Annotated in this window: 21 protein-coding genes and 1 tRNA gene; 8 read left to right on the forward strand and 14 right to left on the reverse strand. The window is 66.7% G+C overall.

Features of this window, described 5'->3' with window-relative positions; translation table 11 throughout:
• Positions 1–14: 14 nt before the first annotated feature.
• A complete protein-coding gene (locus tag FQU85_RS13700) occupies positions 15–143 on the forward strand; it encodes a hypothetical protein (RefSeq protein ID WP_255473816.1) in 129 nt (42 codons plus the stop codon).
• Here the strand turns inward: FQU85_RS13700 and FQU85_RS04790 are convergent.
• Entirely contained in the window at positions 140–1,156 is a 1,017-nt protein-coding gene (locus tag FQU85_RS04790; protein ID WP_145844991.1) for a low specificity L-threonine aldolase, read from the reverse strand. The genes FQU85_RS13700 and FQU85_RS04790 overlap by 4 nt on opposite strands.
• An 84-nt stretch (positions 1,157–1,240) precedes the next feature.
• Between FQU85_RS04790 and FQU85_RS04795 the strand changes: the two genes are divergently transcribed.
• Both FQU85_RS04795 and FQU85_RS13285 read left to right on the forward strand, forming a co-directional pair.
• Positions 1,241–2,338: an aminopeptidase gene (locus FQU85_RS04795; protein ID WP_145844995.1), complete on the forward strand. Its 1,098-nt coding sequence runs from the start codon at positions 1,241–1,243 to the stop codon at positions 2,336–2,338.
• 232 nt (positions 2,339–2,570) lie between these two features.
• Complete coding sequence (locus tag FQU85_RS13285) at positions 2,571–2,723, forward strand: hypothetical protein (RefSeq protein ID WP_168219910.1); 153 nt, start codon at positions 2,571–2,573, stop codon at positions 2,721–2,723.
• Positions 2,724–2,940: 217 nt separating this feature from the next.
• Here FQU85_RS13285 and FQU85_RS04800 read toward each other — a convergent pair.
• Positions 2,941–3,015, reverse strand: a tRNA-Arg gene (locus FQU85_RS04800).
• A gap of 38 nt (positions 3,016–3,053) precedes the next feature.
• Positions 3,054–3,956 (reverse strand): carbamate kinase, encoded by a 903-nt coding sequence (locus FQU85_RS04805; RefSeq protein WP_145844998.1) that lies wholly within the window; start codon positions 3,954–3,956, stop codon positions 3,054–3,056.
• An 81-nt stretch (positions 3,957–4,037) separates the two neighbouring features.
• Here FQU85_RS04805 and FQU85_RS04810 point away from each other — a divergent pair, with 81 nt between their 5' ends.
• Entirely contained in the window at positions 4,038–4,568 is a 531-nt protein-coding gene (locus FQU85_RS04810; protein ID WP_145845001.1) for an AAA family ATPase, read from the forward strand.
• On the forward strand, positions 4,568–4,972 hold the full coding sequence (locus tag FQU85_RS04815) for an RNA-binding domain-containing protein (RefSeq protein ID WP_145845004.1): 405 nt from the start codon (positions 4,568–4,570) through the stop codon (positions 4,970–4,972). The genes FQU85_RS04810 and FQU85_RS04815 overlap by 1 nt, the downstream gene beginning before the upstream one ends.
• Here FQU85_RS04815 and FQU85_RS04820 read toward each other — a convergent pair.
• Positions 4,969–5,955, reverse strand: coding sequence for a hypothetical protein (locus tag FQU85_RS04820; protein ID WP_206022067.1), 987 nt, complete (start codon positions 5,953–5,955; stop codon positions 4,969–4,971). The two genes, FQU85_RS04815 and FQU85_RS04820, sit on opposite strands and share 4 nt — an antisense overlap.
• 268 nt (positions 5,956–6,223) lie before the next feature.
• Between FQU85_RS04820 and FQU85_RS04825 the strand changes: the two genes are divergently transcribed.
• Positions 6,224–7,033 carry a hypothetical protein gene (locus FQU85_RS04825; protein WP_145845012.1) on the forward strand — a complete coding sequence of 270 codons (810 nt, stop codon included), beginning with the start codon at positions 6,224–6,226 and terminating at the stop codon, positions 7,031–7,033.
• Positions 7,034–7,182: 149 nt separating this feature from the next.
• Positions 7,183–7,479 (forward strand): hypothetical protein, encoded by a 297-nt coding sequence (locus FQU85_RS04830; protein ID WP_145845014.1) that lies wholly within the window; start codon positions 7,183–7,185, stop codon positions 7,477–7,479.
• Positions 7,480–7,510: 31 nt separating this feature from the next.
• Here FQU85_RS04830 and FQU85_RS04835 read toward each other — a convergent pair whose 3' ends face one another.
• The 4 genes from FQU85_RS04835 to FQU85_RS04850 are packed head-to-tail and all read right to left on the reverse strand — an operon-like array spanning position 7,511 to position 11,248.
• Positions 7,511–8,068, reverse strand: coding sequence for a magnesium transporter (locus FQU85_RS04835; protein WP_145845017.1), 558 nt, complete (start codon positions 8,066–8,068; stop codon positions 7,511–7,513).
• Positions 8,069–8,647 (reverse strand): magnesium transporter, encoded by a 579-nt coding sequence (locus tag FQU85_RS04840; RefSeq protein WP_145845021.1) that lies wholly within the window; start codon positions 8,645–8,647, stop codon positions 8,069–8,071.
• Positions 8,648–8,689: 42 nt separating this feature from the next.
• Positions 8,690–9,862, reverse strand: coding sequence for an MFS transporter (locus FQU85_RS04845; RefSeq protein WP_145845024.1), 1,173 nt, complete (start codon positions 9,860–9,862; stop codon positions 8,690–8,692).
• Complete coding sequence (locus FQU85_RS04850; RefSeq protein WP_145845029.1) at positions 9,863–11,248, reverse strand: signal recognition particle protein Srp54; 1,386 nt, start codon at positions 11,246–11,248, stop codon at positions 9,863–9,865.
• 91 nt (positions 11,249–11,339) lie between these two features.
• Here FQU85_RS04850 and FQU85_RS04855 point away from each other — a divergent pair, with 91 nt between their 5' ends.
• The gene (locus FQU85_RS04855) at positions 11,340–11,792 is read left to right on the forward strand and encodes a hypothetical protein (protein WP_145845032.1); all 453 of its coding nucleotides are present in this window, start codon (positions 11,340–11,342) and stop codon (positions 11,790–11,792) included.
• Here the strand turns inward: FQU85_RS04855 and ftsY are convergent.
• From ftsY to ligA, 6 genes are all read right to left on the reverse strand, one after another.
• A complete protein-coding gene (gene ftsY, locus FQU85_RS04860) occupies positions 11,778–12,923 on the reverse strand; it encodes a signal recognition particle-docking protein FtsY (RefSeq protein ID WP_145845039.1) in 1,146 nt (381 codons plus the stop codon). The two genes, FQU85_RS04855 and ftsY, sit on opposite strands and share 15 nt — an antisense overlap.
• 3 nt (positions 12,924–12,926) lie before the next feature.
• Positions 12,927–13,391, reverse strand: coding sequence for a prefoldin subunit alpha (gene pfdA, locus FQU85_RS04865; protein ID WP_145845044.1), 465 nt, complete (start codon positions 13,389–13,391; stop codon positions 12,927–12,929).
• A gap of 220 nt (positions 13,392–13,611) precedes the next feature.
• Positions 13,612–14,277: a translation initiation factor IF-6 gene (locus FQU85_RS04870; RefSeq protein ID WP_145845046.1), complete on the reverse strand. Its 666-nt coding sequence runs from the start codon at positions 14,275–14,277 to the stop codon at positions 13,612–13,614.
• 3 nt (positions 14,278–14,280) lie between these two features.
• Complete coding sequence (locus tag FQU85_RS04875; protein ID WP_145845049.1) at positions 14,281–14,562, reverse strand: 50S ribosomal protein L31e; 282 nt, start codon at positions 14,560–14,562, stop codon at positions 14,281–14,283.
• Entirely contained in the window at positions 14,562–14,714 is a 153-nt protein-coding gene (locus FQU85_RS04880; protein WP_145845054.1) for a 50S ribosomal protein L39e, read from the reverse strand. Before FQU85_RS04880 ends, FQU85_RS04875 begins: the two co-directional genes overlap by 1 nt.
• A gap of 339 nt (positions 14,715–15,053) precedes the next feature.
• Positions 15,054–17,207 carry an NAD-dependent DNA ligase LigA gene (gene ligA, locus FQU85_RS04885; RefSeq protein WP_145845058.1) on the reverse strand — a complete coding sequence of 718 codons (2,154 nt, stop codon included), beginning with the start codon at positions 17,205–17,207 and terminating at the stop codon, positions 15,054–15,056.
• Between the last annotated feature and the right edge of the window lie 10 nt (positions 17,208–17,217).

Raw genomic sequence — 17,217 nt, forward strand, 5'->3', positions numbered from 1 at the left:
GGCACCTCTCACGTGTGCTCCCCGACGACCCGGTCTTCTACGCGATTGCAGGTATTTTCGTCGCGTTCGTCCTCTACGTCTACCGATTTCTCACTCGAACCGTCTCCGGGTTCCGGGACGGCTTCCACGAGGGAAAGGACTAGACGGCGTCCGCGACGACGTCGATAGCGCGCTCCACGCCCGCCGAGCCCACGTCCTGATGCGTGCAGAACCGCACGGTGTGCTCGCCGAACTCGGACGCCAGCACGTCCGCGCGCTCGCAGCGCCCGATGAGTTCGCTCGCCGTGAGGTCGGCGTCCTCGGTGTGGACGAGGACGATGTTCGTGTCCGGCGCGGGCGCGCGGAGGCCGTCGATGTCGTCGAGGCCGGCCGCGAGCGCCGCCGCGTTCTGGTGGTCGCTCGAGAGCCGTGAGACGTTCTCCAGCGCGACCAGTCCGGGAGCGGCGACCATCCCGGCCTGCCGCATCCCGCCGCCGAACAGTTTGCGGACGCGGCGCGCGCTCTCGATGAACGCCGCGTCGCCCGCGAGAATCGACCCGACGGGCGCGCCGAGTCCCTTCGAGAGGCAGACCATCACTGAGTCGACGTGCTCGGCGATCTCGCTCGCGGGCACGTCGAGGGAGACGGCGGCGTTGAACAGCCGTGCGCCGTCGAGGTGGACGGGGACGCCGTGGTCGCGCGCCGCGTCCGCCGCCGCGCCGATGGTGTCCGGGGCGACGGCGACGCCGCCCTTCACGTTGTGCGTGTTTTCGAGACAGAGCAGGCCCGTGCCCGGCCGGTGGAGCTCCTCCTCGACGTACCCGGATTCGACCTGTTCGGGCGTGGGCGCGCCGTTCTCGCCGCCGTCGAACGTCCGCACCTGGAGTTCCGAGTGCTGGGCGAACCCGCCGAGTTCGTACTTGTAGACGTGACTCGCCTCCTCCACGAGCGCCTCCTGACCGCGCTCCGTATGGACGCGCGCCGCGATCTGGTTTCCCATCGTTCCCGACGGCACGAACATCGCGGCCTCCATCCCAACGCGCGCTGCGGCTTCGGCTTCGAGTTCGTTCACGGTCGGATCCTCTCGGTAGACGTCGTCGCCAACGTCCGCCGTTCGCGCGGCCTCCCGCATCTCCTCGGTCGGACGCGTGACGGTGTCGCTCCGGAAGTCGAGCATACTCCGACTCGCCGGCCGAGGGCGAAAACGCTCGCGGTTCCGGCACTCCGAAAGCGGTTTTCGCGTCCCCCACCAGTCTCCGGTATGGATCCCCGCGTCCGCGACCACGCTGACGTCCTCGTTTCGCACTCCACGAACATCGAAGCTGGCGACCGAGTCGCCGTCACCGCGCCGCCGACGGCGGAAGACCTCGCCGTCGCCGTCTACGAACGACTCGCCGAGGAAGGCGCGACGCCAGTCATGCTGTACGGCGGCGACACCGTCCTCGGCGCGGACCGCGCCGCTCGCGCCTACCTCCGTGAGGCCGAGGAGTTCGAGAACCCCGACCACCTCCAGGCGCTCTTCGCGGAGACGGATGCGACCATCCGCATTCGCGGCCACGACAACGTCGCCGCACGCGCCGACGTACCGGACGAACAGAACGCCGCCTACCAGCGCGCCATTCAGCCCGCGCGCACCGAACTTCTCTCCACGCAGTGGTGTCTCACGCAGTATCCGACGCCCGCGGACGCACAGCTCGCCGGTATGAGCACCGCGGAGTACGAGGAGTTCGTGTGGAACGCCGTGAACAAGGACTGGGACGCCCAGCGCCGCCACCAGGAACAGCTGGTCGAAATCCTCGACCCCGCCGACGAGGTTCGCATCCGCTCGGGCGACGAGACCGACCTCACGATGAGCGTCGCCGGGATGAAGACGCTGAACGACCACGGAGAACACAACCTCCCCGGCGGCGAGGTGTTCACCGCGCCCGTCCCCGACAGCGTCGAGGGAACCGTTCGCTTCGACCTCCCGCTCTACCACCAGAGTCAGGAGATAGAGGACGCCTACCTCGAATTCGAGGACGGCCGCGTCGTCCAGCACGATGCCGCGAAGAACCGCGACGTGCTCACGAGCGTCCTCGACACGGACGAGGGCGCACGCTATCTCGGGGAACTGGGGATCGGAATGAACCGCGACATCGACCGGTTCACGTACAACATGCTGTTCGACGAGAAGATGGGTGACACCGTCCACCTCGCCGTCGGCATGGCCTACGACGCATGCGTTCCCGACGACCGCGAACCCAACGAGTCGGCGACGCACGTGGACATGATTGTGGACATGAGCGAGGACTCCGTCATCGAAGTGGACGGTGAGGTCGTCCAGCGCGACGGCACCTTCCGCTTCGAAGACGGGTTCTGAGGGGCTGACAGGCGGCAGACTGGTTCGGCCGGGGTGCGCCGCGCTCCCGCCTCGTCCCCCGGCCGGTCGTGGTTACGTCACGCCGCCCGCTGGCCGCGGCTTCCTACTTGAACCCTCTCACTATTCGGTCGAAACTCGCTTTTGGCTGTTCGGTCTCGAATCCCCACACGCCGCGAACGTGGCACTGACTTCCATACCACGTTTTAAGTGTATGGCAGGTGTGTGGTATGACATGCCTCAGCTCGACTGCCCGGAGTGCGAGCGCGACATCGCCATGCACGAACTCGAAACGCGAACCGTCGCACAGACCACGGGCTTCGAGACCAACTATCGCTGCCCGTTCTGCCGCAGCGACTTCGACGAAGTCGCCGAGCTCATGGCGTAGCCCCGTCACCACGCGGAACGCACACCACCGGGCAGCTGCGGGTCGAACCCCTGAATTTGGTTCCCCCAGGGCGACACGAGCTAGCCCGTTTTGCACTCTCGAAAAATCGACACCAACGGGCACACTGGGATCTAAACCTCGGTCGGACGTGCTCGCGCCCTCCCTGGTTCAGCCTTCCGTGCGTGCCGCAGTTCGTCGCCCCGCTCGAACAGAAGAGCGGGCACGGAGGGATTTGAACCCCCGGCCGTTCGGTTAGAAGCCGAACGCTCTATCCGGGCTGAGCTACGTGCCCTCGCGCTTCGTACGCGCTGGCGGACAAAAGCCGTTGGGTTACGAAATTCGGGTGCCCGCGTCCCCGTCGACGGCGGCCGCGGCGCCGTCGATCGTGGTGATGATGGCGCGCTCGCCGCCGGCGTCGAGGAAGTCGAGGCAGGCGTCCACTTTCGGCCGCATGCTCCCGGCTTCGAACTCGCCCGCGTCGAGCAGGTCGCGCATCCCCTCTACACTCGCGTCCCGAATCGGTTGCTGGTCGGGCGTGTTGTAGTTCCGGTACGCGCAGGGCACGTCCGTCACCATCAGGAGGGTGTCGGCGTCGGTTTCGCGGGCGAGTAGTTCCGCGGTGTAGTCCTTGTCCACCACTGCCGCCACGCCATTCACGCGCCCGTCGTCGCGGGTGACGGGGACGCCACCGCCGCCCCCGCAGACGACGGGGGTTCCGGCGTCGGTCAGCCGAGCGACGTGTTCCGATTCGAGGAGCGCATGCGGTTTCGGACTCGGGACGACCCGCCGGTGGACGGTTCCCCGCTCGGTCTCCACTTCCCGCGTGGGGTAGTCCGCGGCCACCGCGGCGTCCGCGTCGAGGTACGGGCCGACGGGCTTCGCGGGGTCGTCGAAGGCGTCGTCGTCGGGGTCGACGACGGCGTGCGTCACCACCGAGACGGCGCGCGCGTCGAGTTCGGCGTCGAGCGCGCGCACGACGAGCGTCCCGATCTGCGCCTGCGTCTCCGCGACCAGCACGTCCAGCGGGCGCTCCGGCGTCTCCGCGGCCGCCTGCTCTCGCAGGAGGCCGCCGACCTGCGGGCCGTTCCCGTGCGTGACGAGGAGGTCGTGGCCGCGCGCCGCGAGCGCCCCGAGCTCCGGGGCGACCCGATCGAGGCGCTCTTGCATCTCCGCAACGCCGCCTTCGCCGCCGGACACGAGAGCGTTCCCGCCGAGCGCGACCACAGTTCGCATACGCTCGGTTTTCTGCGCGGGCCACTAAGCCGTACTCCCCGAAGGGGTGTGCTTTTAGGGTGGACGCGGCTACCTCCTCTCATGACTGTCATCGGTATCGTCGGCCTCCCCGGGAGCGGGAAGAGCGAGGCCGCGGCCGTCGCGAAGACGCTCGGCGTGCCCGTGGTGACGATGGGGGACGTCATCCGGCAGGCGTGCCGCGACCGCGGCCTCGACCCCGCCACCCACCACGGCGAGGTCGCACAGGCCCTCCGCGAGGAGGGCGGTCCCGCCGCCATCGCCGACCGATCGCTCCCACTGATTCGGGACGCTCTCGACGAGAACGACACCGTTCTCGTGGACGGCATCCGGTCCGGCACCGAAGTCGAAGCGTTCGAGGACGCGTTCGGCGACGACTTCCTGCTCGTGAACGTGTATGCGCCGTTCGAACTGCGGAACGAACGCATCACGACGCGCGGCCGCGACAACGCGGAGGCCGAGACGCTGCGCGAGCGCGACGAGCGCGAACGCGGGTTCGGGATGGACGACGCCATCGAGCGCGCGGACGTGACCGTCGAGAACACGGGGAGTCTGGAGTCGTTCCAGGAGGAAATCGAGGAGTTGCTCGCGTGATGTACGCCGTCACTGCCACCATCGCAGCGCCCGTCCAGCCGACGGAGGTTCCGGAGCGCGTCGCCGACGCCGTTCGCGAACTCTTCCCGAACGCCGACCTCACCGTTACCGACGACGAGGTTCGGGGAACGACTCACGACTTCGACGCGTTCCGCGAGCGCCTCTACGAGCAGGAAATCCTCGACACCGCGCGCGCCGAGTTCGAGCGCAACCGCACCGACGGGGGTTTTTCGTTCGACCTGAAGAAGCAGGCGGCCGTTCAGGGCGTCGTGAATTTCTCGGTGGGAAGCCCGGCCGAACTCGGCGACATTCACGTCGCGGTCGATGTCGAGGAGCCGAGCGTGGACGCGTTCGTCGCGCACCTCGCGCCCGAAACCCGGGACGGCCGGCCTATCGAGGACTAGGCGAGCAGGAGGACGAGCGTCGCGCCGATGAAGACGACCTTGAGGGTGGTGTTGAGCGCGACGACTTTCGACCCGAAGCTCGGCCCCCAGACGCCGTACTGGAAGGGGATGGAGCGCTTGAACGTGGAGAACGCGAAGGAGACGATGCCGCCGACGAGCATCGTCGCCACCGCCTGCCGCGGCGTGAACGTCCCGTCGAGCAGGGGTGCGATGGTCGCCGCGCCGCTCGTCGTGTCCACCGCGAACACCGCCACTACGGGCACGGCCGCCGCCGGCAACCCCACCGCGTCGAGCAGGGAGCGCGCCGGCACGTCCGGGAGCGCCGTCCCGGTCGCGGCCGTGACGGCGTCCGCGAGCAGGCGGGCGTTCGCGAAGTCGTTCGTCGTCAACCACGCCACCGCGACGTAGACGACGGCGAGACGCGGAACGATGGTCTTCAGTTTCGACGCCGTGCGCTCGCCCGCCTCCGCCAGTTTCTCGCGGCGGGTTCCGTCGTCGGTGCCGGGGCTGTTCGGCGTCGCGGACAGCGACTGCGGCGACGAGAGCAAGACCATCCCCGCGAAAATCCCCGTGAGCGTGATTGCGAGGCTGATGGCGGCGCGCGCGCCGACGTACATGACGCCGACTTCGAGGCCGAGAATCGGAATCAGCACCGGGAGGTAGAACGTGAAGATGTGCTGGACGAACCCGAAGAACGTGTTTATCGTCACCGCGACCAGGGTCGCTCGGTCCGACAGGCCCGCCTCGCGGAACTCCGCGAGCATCCCGTAGCCCGCCGTCGGGGACGCCGCCGTGGCGAGGATGGCCGTCCCCACCTCGTCCGGGAGGTTCGCGGGATCGGTGAGGTGGCGCGCGAGACCCGCGACCCGTTCGACGGCGCCGAGCGCGACGAGGAGGTTCGCGGCGAACAACCCCAGCGCGATGAAGGCCGCGATGGACGCGACCCGGGGGAGGACGTCGGCGAGGAGGCCCGCGAGTTGCACATTCACGGATACGTCGCGCGGGGGAGAAAGAAGGAGTGTTTCAGAGAAACATCTATACGGAAAAAGATAATTATTTATATATGTGGGGTATGGGGTCTGATGTATAGTAGATAATAACTCTACTAAAAGGGATTTGATTAAATCAATTGGGGTTGTTACCGTTGGTGCTACAGCACTCACGACGGCCTCAAGAACTACGGAAGCGGCCGAGTTGCCTGGGGGAGGAAGTTATCCGATCTCTCTTCAGAATTCGAACTCGGAATCGCAGATGAAAAGCGCCATCACGTGGGAACAGTCCATCGGGATTGACGTTTCCTACTACGGGACTTTTTCCAATCCTAACAAAAGTGATGCAAACAATCTACATGAATTCACTATCAGTGGATATGGTGGGGCAAGAAAAAACGATAAAGGAGAGTGGATCAAGAACGGCGATATTGCCGGACAAGACATCCTGATTGAGAACCATGAATCCACTTCGATGTTTTTGCCGAATGGGGGTGGAACCTCGTTAGGCGTCTCACCCGCGCCTTCAGATGCTGAGCCCGCCTCTTACGTAGACACTGTCGAGATTGCTATAAATGCGATATTGTCCGAACTTAACCCTTATTACGGTTATCTAGTTACGGCAGCGGATCTCGTTAGTTCTCTACAAGATCCTGGTGACAGCCCCGCTGGAAGTAGTATCTCAATGGGCTGGGATCATGTATCTGGGAGTATAAATAGAACGGGGGTTTCAGATACCTCTAATTACCTCCAGATATACGTTGAAGATCCTGATGAGGTGGGCGGAATCACCGCAACAGAATCACTTGACACCTTCCCAGGGTCCGTTAGTACTTCGCTTGATATTACTGTAGACCAGGGAGCGGTCGTCATAGCAAATGATACGTCCCTCCTTATGGACATGAAACGGCATGCTCCTGAAAACGTCAAAGTTGTACGAACTGATGATGGTTACCCAGCCTTCATGATTCCTAAATCGAACTTCCCAAAAGGCGACCCGCTGAGAGCGTTCACAAACGAGCGGGGTTATATACAAAAAAAGGTATATCCTGCATCCAAAAATACTAACTAATTCCTATGCAGATGCTGAATAGACGACGCCTCCTCTCTACCGTTGCCCTCACAGCACTCGCGGGTTGTGCCGGATTCGAGAGTGACTCGTCGCCGAACTACGGGCTCGGTTCGATAATCGCGCTCAACAAACACACGCAGCCTCACCGGATGACCGTCCGGGTGACGCAGGGCGGCGACGAGGTCTTCCGGTCGTCGGTGAAACTCGCCGCGATGCAGGACGGAGACCCCGGGTGGCACACGTTCGGGACGAGTCTGGCGGCCACGCGGAAAACGTACCGGGTGAATGTGCGTGTGGACGGGAGCGAATGGCGGCCCGCCCGACTCCCGTCCCTCGTCACCGACGAAGCGTGCGTCGAACTCGTCTGTGACATCGGCCGCGACGGAAGCCTCGGTATCTTTTGGGGGCCCTGCTCTAGGTCGTCGACGGCGTCCACGACTGAGTAGCACCCCCGCGTTCCGCGACCCTCCGTTTCTATCAGACGAACACGCGTACGGCGAGCAGGAGGACGACGACGCCGAGCACGTCGCAGACGTTCGTGACGACGGGAATCACCACGTCGTCGGGGTCGAGGCGGAACCGGTAGGCGGCGTAGGTCGCGGCGGCGGCGACGCCGACGGCGACGACGGCGAGCACGACGCCGCTCGCGGTGGCGACGAGCAGGACGGTCGCGAGCGGGAGGACGAGGCCGCCGAGCGCGAACTGGACGGCCCACGCGCCCGCGCCGACGAGCGGGAAGAGCGTGAGCGCGAGCGCGACGGTGGCGACGGCGTTCCCGGCGAGTTCGTCGTCCCGGGAGTCGAAGGAGAGCGTGCCGAGGTGGAGCGCGGTGGAGAGCCGGCTGGCGAGCACGCTCCCGAGGTTTCCCGCCATCCCGATAGTGACGGGGACCAGCGTGAGGAGGCTCGGATAGGTCGTCAGCACCGCCTGGCCGGTGTCGAGGACGAGGCCGCTCGCGAGTTCAACGAGCGTCAGGCCGACGAGCAGGGGGAAGGTCGCGCGAATAATCCCTCGGATCGTCCAGTCCTCGGGCACCTACGTCACCCCGAGCGCGATTGCGAGGCGCGCGCCGGCGAGCATGGTGGCGATGCCGATGACGTCGCCCGTGGTCGTGACGACGGGGCCGGCGAGCGTGTCCGGGTTCATCCCGCGACGGTACCCGAGGAAGACCGCGGCGACGACGACCACGGTGAGGCCGATTCCGGACAGCACGCCGGCGACGAGCGCGACGACGAGCAGGGCGGAGAGCGGGGCGGCGGGGCGGCCGAGGCCGAGCAGAACGAGATAGCCGAGGACGGCGGCGACCGCGGAGACGGCGACGCCGTTCGCCATCGCGGCCGCGATTGCGGCGCGCACGCGGTCGTCCGCGAGCGAGAGGTCGGGCTCGACGAGCCCCTGATGGAGGCCGGTCGCGAGGCGCGCGCCGAGCGACCCATACACGTTCCCCCGGGTGGCGAGCAGGGCGGGAACGAGCACGAGGAGGCCGGGGACGACGGTGAGCTCGCGCTCCATCCCGCCGAGCACGACGCCGGAGAACAAGCCGCCGAGCGCGGAGAGCGCGAGCACTCCGAGGGCTTCCTCGTACGCCTCGCGCGCGACGGCCCGGATGCTCATGTACCAGTGAGGTGTGCGGGAACGGTTAAAAAACCGGGCCGGTCACTCCGAGACGGCGAGCGCGAACGAGACGGCCGCGGCGATCCCGAGCGAGCCGAGGAGGAGCGCGAACGCGGCGACGTACGACACGCCCTCGGACAGTACCCCGACGACGGCGGGCGCGAGCGCGCCGGCTCCCATCAGGATGGTGCGGACGACGCCGAGCCCGCCGCCCGCCATCGACTCCGGGACGATGTCGAGGAGGTACGCGCCCCGGACGGGTCGGAAGCCGTGGCTCCCCAGACCGAACGCGACGACGCCCGCGGCCACGACGACGAGCGGCGCGCTCGCGAGGAGCAGAGCGGCGAGGCCGACGGACGCGAGCGCGAGCGTGCCCGCGACGACGCGAATCCGACTGAACCGGTCGGCGAGCTCGCCCGTCACCGGCTGGACGAGGCTCACGAGGAACAACCCCGAGTAGAGCAGGCTGGCGACACCGCCGCTCACGTTCGCGGCGTCCGTGAGGTAGAGCGGGAGGAACGCGACGACGCCGTTGTACGCGAACGAGAACCCGACGGTGACGAGCACGAACGCGCTGAACCGCGCGTCCCGGAACAGCCCGAGGTACGCGCGAACCGGCGTCCCTTCGGCGCTGTTCGTCTCGTCCCGGTCGGGGTCGTCGACGCGCGCGGCGAACACGGCGGCGAGCGCGAGGCCGAGCAGTCCCGCGGGGAGGAAGACGGCGTGCCAGCCAGCGGCGTCCGCGAGCACGAGCACCGCTGCGGGCGCGACGACGCCGCCGAACGCGCCGAACGTGTCCAATACGCCGAGCGACCGGCCCGTCCGCGAGGGGTACGTCGCGGAGAGCAACCCCACGGCGACGGTCTTGTGAACGCCGGTTCCCGCGCCCACCAGCACCATCGCCGCGACGAGCACGAGGTAGGACACGTCCACGGAGAGCGCGAGCGCGCCCGCCGCCGCGACGACCGCACCCGCGGCGATGACCGGCACGCGTCCGAGGCGGTCGGCGAGCGCGCCCGACGGGAACTGGAGGAGCGCGTACACCAGCATCATCGCGGTGAACGCCAGCCCGAGCGCCGCGTTGCTCACCTCGTACTCGCCGCTGAACGCCGGGAACAGCGGCGGGAACGCGTACCGGAGGAACTTCGCGAGGAACCAGATACCCGCGGCGAGAACGAGCGCGTCGAGGTCGGCGAGCGTCTTCCGAACCGTCACTTATCCGAACGGCCCCATGCCGCCCATGCCACCGCCGCCGCCACCGCCGCCCATCTTCTTCATCATGCGCTGCATGTCGCCGTCCCCCATCCCCTGGAACTGCTTCATCGTGCGCGCCATCATCTTGTGCTGTTCGAGGAGTTCGCGAACGGTCTCCTCCGAGGCACCCGACCCCTTCGAAATGCGGCGGATCTGGCTCGCGCCGATGCTGCGCGGGTTCTCCAGTTCCTCCTCGGTCATGGAGTCCATCACGACCTCGAACTGCCGCATCCGATCCTGGGTCACGTCCATCGCGTCGTCCGGCAGCTGATCCATCATCCCGCCGCCCATCCCGGGAATCATGTCCATCACCTGCGACAGCGGCCCCATGTTGTTCAGGGCGTTCATCTGCTGGCGCATGTCCTTCAGCGTGAACTCGCCCTTCAGCATGTCCTCGGGATCCCAGTCCTCCTCCTCGTCGCCGGTCTCCTCCATCGCGCGCTCCACGCGCTCGGTGAGCTGCTTGAGGTCGCCCATTCCCAGCAGGCGGGAGATGAAGCCGTCGGGCTCGAAGCGCTCGATGTCCTGCACGGTCTCCCCGGTTCCGAGGAACGCGATGGTCGACCCGGTCTCGTTCACGGCGGTGAGCGCGCCGCCACCCTTCGCGGTACCGTCCAGCTTGGAGATGACGACGCCGTCGATGCCCACGGAGTCCTCGAACTGCCGCGCCTGGTCTTTCGCGCCCTGCCCGATGGCCGCGTCGAGCACGAGCAGCGACCGATCGGGCTGGACTTCGGCCTCGATCTCCTCGATTTCGTCGATGAGGTCGTCCTCCAGCGCGTGCCGGCCCGCTGTGTCAACGATTTGCACGTCGGCGTCGCTCGTCGCTTCCAGGCCGTCACGGGCGATTTTGACGGGGTCGTCCTCGTCCGGGTCGCCGTAGAAATCCACTTCGGCGCGCTCCGTCATCTGCTTCGCCTGGTCGTACGCGCCCGGCCGGAACGTGTCCGTCTGAATCACGGCGGGACGCAGTCCCTTCTTCGAGAACCACCACGCCATCTTCGCCGCCGACGTGGTCTTCCCCGACCCCTGGAGGCCCGCGAGCATGATGGTCTGTTCCTCCAGCGGGAGGGTCGTCGAGTCTCCGACGAGTTCGACGAGCTCCTCGTAGACGATGCGGAGCACGTGGTCGCGCGCCGTCGTCCCGCCCGGCGGCTCCTCTTCCAGCGCCCGCTCCTTGATGGAGTCGGAGAGATCCATCACGAGGCTGACGTCCACGTCCGCCTGCAGCAAGGAGCGCTGAATCTCCTTGACGACCTCGTCCACGTCCTCCTCCGAGATGCGGGACTGCCCGCGCAGTTTGTCCAGAGTCCCGCGCAGGGAACTCCCCAGGTCGTCGAGTACCATTTGACTACGAGTAGTCGCCGCGTCCGTTAAAGGCTTTTTCTGCCGAGAGCGCGTGCGATGCGCTTTCCCCGACGGCCCGCCTACACGGCGTGTGACCGAGACGCTTCACGCCACTCGCGCGCTCCTCTCCGTGCTCTGCGACCTCGCCGCGGACGCCGATCCGCGCCCCATCGACGTATCGCTCGCCGCCACGCCCGCCCGCGACCTCCGGCCGATCGACCACGACGCGGGCGTCGGACTCACTAGCATTCCCGACGACACCCGCGTCCTCAGCGACTTCTACTTCCCCGACGCCGGCGACTCAATCAACCGCGTGTTCGGCATGGATCTCACCACGCCATCGGGGAAGACGGACGCGCGCTTCCTCTCCCACCCGACGGGCGACCCCTCGATATCGACCACCGACGACCTCCACGCCCGACTTCTCGTCGGCGTTCCGCCCTGGAACCCGGACGACGTGCGCGCGTACGACCGCAACGGCAGACGGCTGTCGCTCACTATCGTCGCCGCCGAAACGGAAGAAGAAGCATCAGTCCTCGACTAAGTCCGCGACCAGTTCCTCTGGGTCGAAGCGCTCGATGTCGTCGTACCCCTGTCCGGTTCCGAGGAAGAGAATGGGCTTCCCGGTGACGTGCGACACCGAGATCGCCGCGCCGCCCTGGCTGTCCGCGTCGGCCTTCGTCAGAATCGCTCCGTCGATTTCGGCGGCCCTGTCGAACTCTCGCGCGCGGTTCACCGCGTCCTGTCCCGCCACCGCCTCGTCCACGAACACCGTCATGTCCGGGTCGACGACGCGCTCGATTTTCTCCAACTGACTCATCAGGTCGTCGGACGTGTGCAGGCGGCCCGCCGTGTCCCCGAGCACCACGTCCACGTCGTTCGCCTCGGCGTACTCAACGGCGTCGTAGATGACCGCCGCGGGGTCGCCGCCCTGCTCGTGCGCGATGAGCTTCCGATTCAAATTCCGGGCGTGCTCTCGAATCTGCTCGTTCGCGCCCGCCCGATAGGTGTCGCCGTTCGCCAGCACCGAGGAGAGGCCGTGGTCGGCGAGGTACTCGGAGAGCTTCGCGATGCTCGTCGTCTTCCCCACGCCGTTCACGCCCGTGAAGATGATGACGACCGGCTTCTCCGCCCTCTCGATGCGTTCGAGGAAGTCGAACTGCCCGACCGAAATCACGGACAGCAGCGCGTCCTCCAGTGCGTCCTCGACGATGGAACCCGTGGACTCGGTGAACTTCCGCTCCTCGCCCACGAGGTCGTCGCGGATCGTCTCCACTATCTCGTCCACGACGCTCATCTCCACGTCGCTCGACAACAGCGCGAGTTCGAGCTCTCGAAGCGGCTCCTCGAGGTCTTCCTCGTCGATGACGACCCTGCCGCGCGCGAACGACTTCGCGCGCGACGCCAACCCCGCGGACGACGACTCGTCTTCCTCGTCGGGCTCCGACTCGGACGACTCCCCGGCCTCGGCGTCTGCCTCCTCGACCGCGTCCGGTTCAGCGTCCGGGTGGGCGGATTCCGCTGACGCCGACGCTGGCTCCGCGCCCTCGGATTCCGTCTCGGTCGCGGATTCAGCGTCGGCGTCCGCTTCGTCGACTTCTTCCGCGGCCTCCTCTACGGACTCCTCCGCGTCCGACTTGAACCGCCCGATTTTCTCCTTCAGCCCGTCGAACATCCCCTATTCGTCCTCGCCTTCCTGCATGCCCTGCATCTGCTGCTGCATCATCTGCTGCTGGGCCTGCTGGGCCTGCTGTTCGAGCTGCTGGCTCTCCGACTCCAGCTCGGTGATTTCTTCCTGCACGTCGTCGATGCGGTCGTCCACCGTCTCCTTCTTCGACTCTAGCGTCTCCACGGCGTCGTCTTCCTCCTGCTCCGCGGCGTACCCGCCGCCGAGGCCGACGACGACCTCGTCGATGTCCTCGACTTCGGCACGCACGTACGCGTCGCCGCCGAGCGGTACCTGCACCATCGACCCGCTCTCCAGGAGGTCGAGCGCCTCGATGGCCTCGTCTATCTCCGTTTTCTCCGCTTCGAGAGACTCCACGTCAGCGCGAAGCTCCTCGATCTCCTCCTCGATCGCTTCGATTTCCTGTGAAAGCGCCTGAAGCTGCTGTCGACCGCCACCGCCGCCTCCAAGACTCATGATATGGAGAAAGCGGGCCGCGAGCGGGAAGTATCTTTCCAAGCCCTCACACGCCTCCGACGTGCCCCGCCTAGAGGGTCTCGCGCGAGCCGGAGGCGTCCGCCGTGACGGAGCGCTACGATTTCCGTCACCAGCACTGCTTCTGAGCAGTTAGACGTAGTCGCGCCCGAATCGCGGGCGCGTACCGCATCTACCGTCCGAGAAACCGTCCGCGAAGAAGTCAGTCGATGTAGTCGAGCGCGTCCTCGATACGGCCGAGCTCGGGGCCCGTCGTGTCCTCGCCGACGACGTAGCCGTTCGAGTTCGCGACCAATCCGGAGCCGACGAGCGGCGCGCCGTAGTTGATCGTGCCGATGTCGGCGGGAACGCCGAGCGCGTCCTCCACGGCGTCCAGTTCTTCGTCCGTGGATTTCGGGTGGCAGAGCACGCCGCGGTCGTTCGCGACTCCCGCCGTCCCGACGGTGTCCACGCCGCCGAGCGTCCCGCGTTCCACCGACACGCCGAGGGTGTCTGCGACGATACCGACGGCCTCGTCGGAGAGGTCGCGGTGGACGTACGCGCCGTCGTCGTTCGCCAGCACGACGTTTCCCGCGGCGTTCACGCGCCCCGGAAGCACGCCGACCGCGAGATCGGTCTCTGCTTCCAAGCGTTTGCGCTCCCGGTCGCGGGCGCGGCCGCTCACCACGAGGCCGTTGCTGTTTCCGGCGACGAGGGATCCGACGGTCGACGACCCGCCGACGGTCGTCCGAACCAGCGATACCTCCAGCTCGTCTTCGAGCGACGCGGCCACGTCGTCCTCGACGTCAGGCCGCACCACCACACAGTCGTCGGTCGCCCGCGCGAACACACCGACGTACGGGGACCCCGCGAACGACGTACGGAACACGACTTACTCGTCCGCGTACTCCGCTTCTACGACGGGTTCGCCCTCTTCAGTGAAGCGAGCAGCGCGAACCCGAACCTTGCTCGGCGGCTTCTTCTGGCCGCGCGCCCACGCGACTTCGTTGATGGACGGGTCGAGACGCACCGCGTCCTCGTCCACGCTGAAGTGCTTCGCGAGGTGTTCGCGGATGAGCGTCATCGCCTTCCCCGCACGTTCGTGTTTCGGCTCCGCAAGCACATCTCGGAGGGGAACGGTCACGATCCGCTCCTCGAAATCACTCGCGCTCATTATTCGTCGGTGTCGCTACGCCGCCAATTCCGGCGCTTCGGGTTTCGCTGCACGTCACGATCCGTCTTCATGATGACCCACGCCGGAACACGGCTGTTCTGGCGCTCCAGCTTCGCCAGCCGCTTCTTCTTGGACTTCGACTTCTTACCCATAGTGCCCGACGCTACATCTGCCGAGCATAAAGAATTGTCCTTTCCCACCCACCTTTTTCGAGACGAGGCGCTGAGCGCCTCGTCTCCAAAAACCTGGAAGCAAAAAGCGCGACTGCTCCGCAGTCGCGTTCGGCACGCACTCGTGACCGGTGTCGCGCCGCTCCCGCACAGCAGCCGCCTCGCGGCTCCCTCGCTTCCGCTCTGCTCCGCACTGTCGGCGTAGATTGAAGTAGGATGGCGGATCCAGCGGGCGGTGTGCTCTGAAACGGGTGCGGACGAGAGTGCGAAATCCCGGCGGTGCGCTCGTCCGTGAACGCCGACGCACCGCCGTGAACGCCCCTACGTGTCGATACCGTGGTCGGAGAGCAGTTCGAAGAACTCCTCGGGTGAGAGTTCGGGAACGCCAGCCGCGTCCGCGTCCTCGCGCTTCGTCGTTCCGGGATTGTCGCCGACGACGAGGTAGTCCGTGTTCGAGGAGACGCTTCCCGTCGCGTTCCCGCCGTGTTCCTCGACGATCGCTTCGAGTTCGTCCCGCGTCCAGCCCTCGACCGACCCCGTGAATACGACCGTGAGGCCTTCCAGTTCGCTCCCGGTGTCCTCGCTCTCGACGTGCGGCGTGACGCCGCGTTCGCGCAGCCGTTCGATGACCTCGCGGTTCCGTTCGTTCTCGACGAACTCCCGAATCTCGCCCGCGACGGTCTCCCCGACGCCGTCCACCTCGCGGAGGTCGTCCTCGCTCGCGTCGAGCACCGCGTCGAGGCCGCCGAAGTGTCGCGCGAGGTCGCGCGCAATCGTCGGTCCGACCTCGGGGATCCCGATGGCGGCGATGAACTCGGCGAGCGACGGGTTCCGGGAGCCATCCAGTTCGTCCACCAGGTTCTTCGCGCTGGGCTCCCCCCAGCCGTCCAGTTCCGCGATGTCATCCACGGTGAGTTCGTAGAGGTCGGCGACGCTGTGCTCGACGAGGCCTTCCTCGACGAACTGTTCGGCGGCTTCCGCGCCGAGTCCGTCGATGTCGAGGCCGTCGTCGCTCGCGAAGTACTCGACGGAACGCTTCAGTTGCGCGGGACACGCGAGCCCGCCCGTGCAGTAGTGCAGCGGCCCCCGTCGTTCGGTCTCGCTCCCGCAGACCGGGCACGCCTCGGGCATCTCGAAGTGCCCGTCCGCGTGCTTCTCGACGACTTCGTCCACGTACGGGATGACTTCGCCCGCGCGCTCGACGCGGACTTCGTCCCCGACGTTCACGTCCATCTCCGCGATTTCGTCCTGGTTGTGGAGGCTCGCGCGCGACACCGTCACCCCGGCTACGTCCACGGGCTCGAGCAACGCCACGGGTGTCAGGCGGCCCGTCCGCCCCACCTGCACGATGATGTCCGTGATGCGGGTCGTCTCGGAGCGCGCCGGGAACTTATACGCGTACGCCCAGCGGTAGTGTCGGCTCGTCGTCCCGAGGTCGGCGCACTGCGCGCGCGAGTTCACTTTGAACACCACGCCGTCTATCTCGTAGTTCAAGTCCTCGCGCGCGTCCTGTAGCTCGTTCCGGTACGCGATCGCGTCCTCGATGCCGTCGACGAGGCGGGTGCGGTCGTTCACCTTCAACCCCCAGTCGGGGAACCGCTCGTGTTCGATCCAGTGCGTGTCGAGATCCGCCGCCCCGAGCGCGCCCCGGGACGCCGTCGCGTCCGCCACGTCGCCCTCGCTTTCCCCCGCTGCGAGGATGTCGTAGAAGAAGCAGTCGAGCGGTCGTTCTGCCGTCACCGACGGGTCGAGCTGGCGGAGCGTCCCGGCGGCGGCGTTCCGCGGGTTCGCGAACGGCTCCTCGCCCGCCTGTACGCGCTCCTTGTTGTGCTCCTGGAACGCCTCCCGCGGCATGTACACCTCGCCGCGGACGGCGAGGAAGTCGGGGTGGTCGCCCCGAAGACGGGCGGGCACGCTCTCGATGGTGCGGACGTTCTCCGTCACGTCCTCCCCGCGCTCGCCGTCGCCCCGGGTCGCGGCGCGAACGTACCGGCCGTCCTCGTAGACGATTTCGATGGAGAGACCGTCGAACTTCGGCTCGCAGACGTACTGTACGTCCCCGTCGACGGTTCGCCGCACGCGTTCGTCGAAAGCTCGAACGTCGGCTTCGTCGCCGCTTGAGTCGATGGATAGCATCGGCGCGACGTGTTCGACGGTGCCGAGTTCGTCGACGGGTTCGCCGCCGACGCGTTGCGTGGGTGAGTCCTCTGTCTGAAGGCCGAACACGTTCTCGAGTTCCTGCAGGCGTTCGAACAACCGGTCGTACGCGCGATCGGAGACGACGGGATCGTTCAACACGTAGTACCGGTAGTCGTGGAACCGCACGGCCTCCCGAATGTCTGCGACCTGCTCTTCGGCCTCGCTCTCGGTGAGGGAGTCGACGTCCCTGAACTCCGTGTTCGGGTTCGTGATGTAGGGGTTTTCGGGGTCGAGGTCGCCGGCCCCCTCTAGGCCCTCGAACGCCGCGTCTGACATGGTTCGGAGT

Source organism: Salarchaeum sp. JOR-1 (assembly GCF_007833275.1).
Lineage (GTDB): Archaea > Halobacteriota > Halobacteria > Halobacteriales > Halobacteriaceae > Salarchaeum.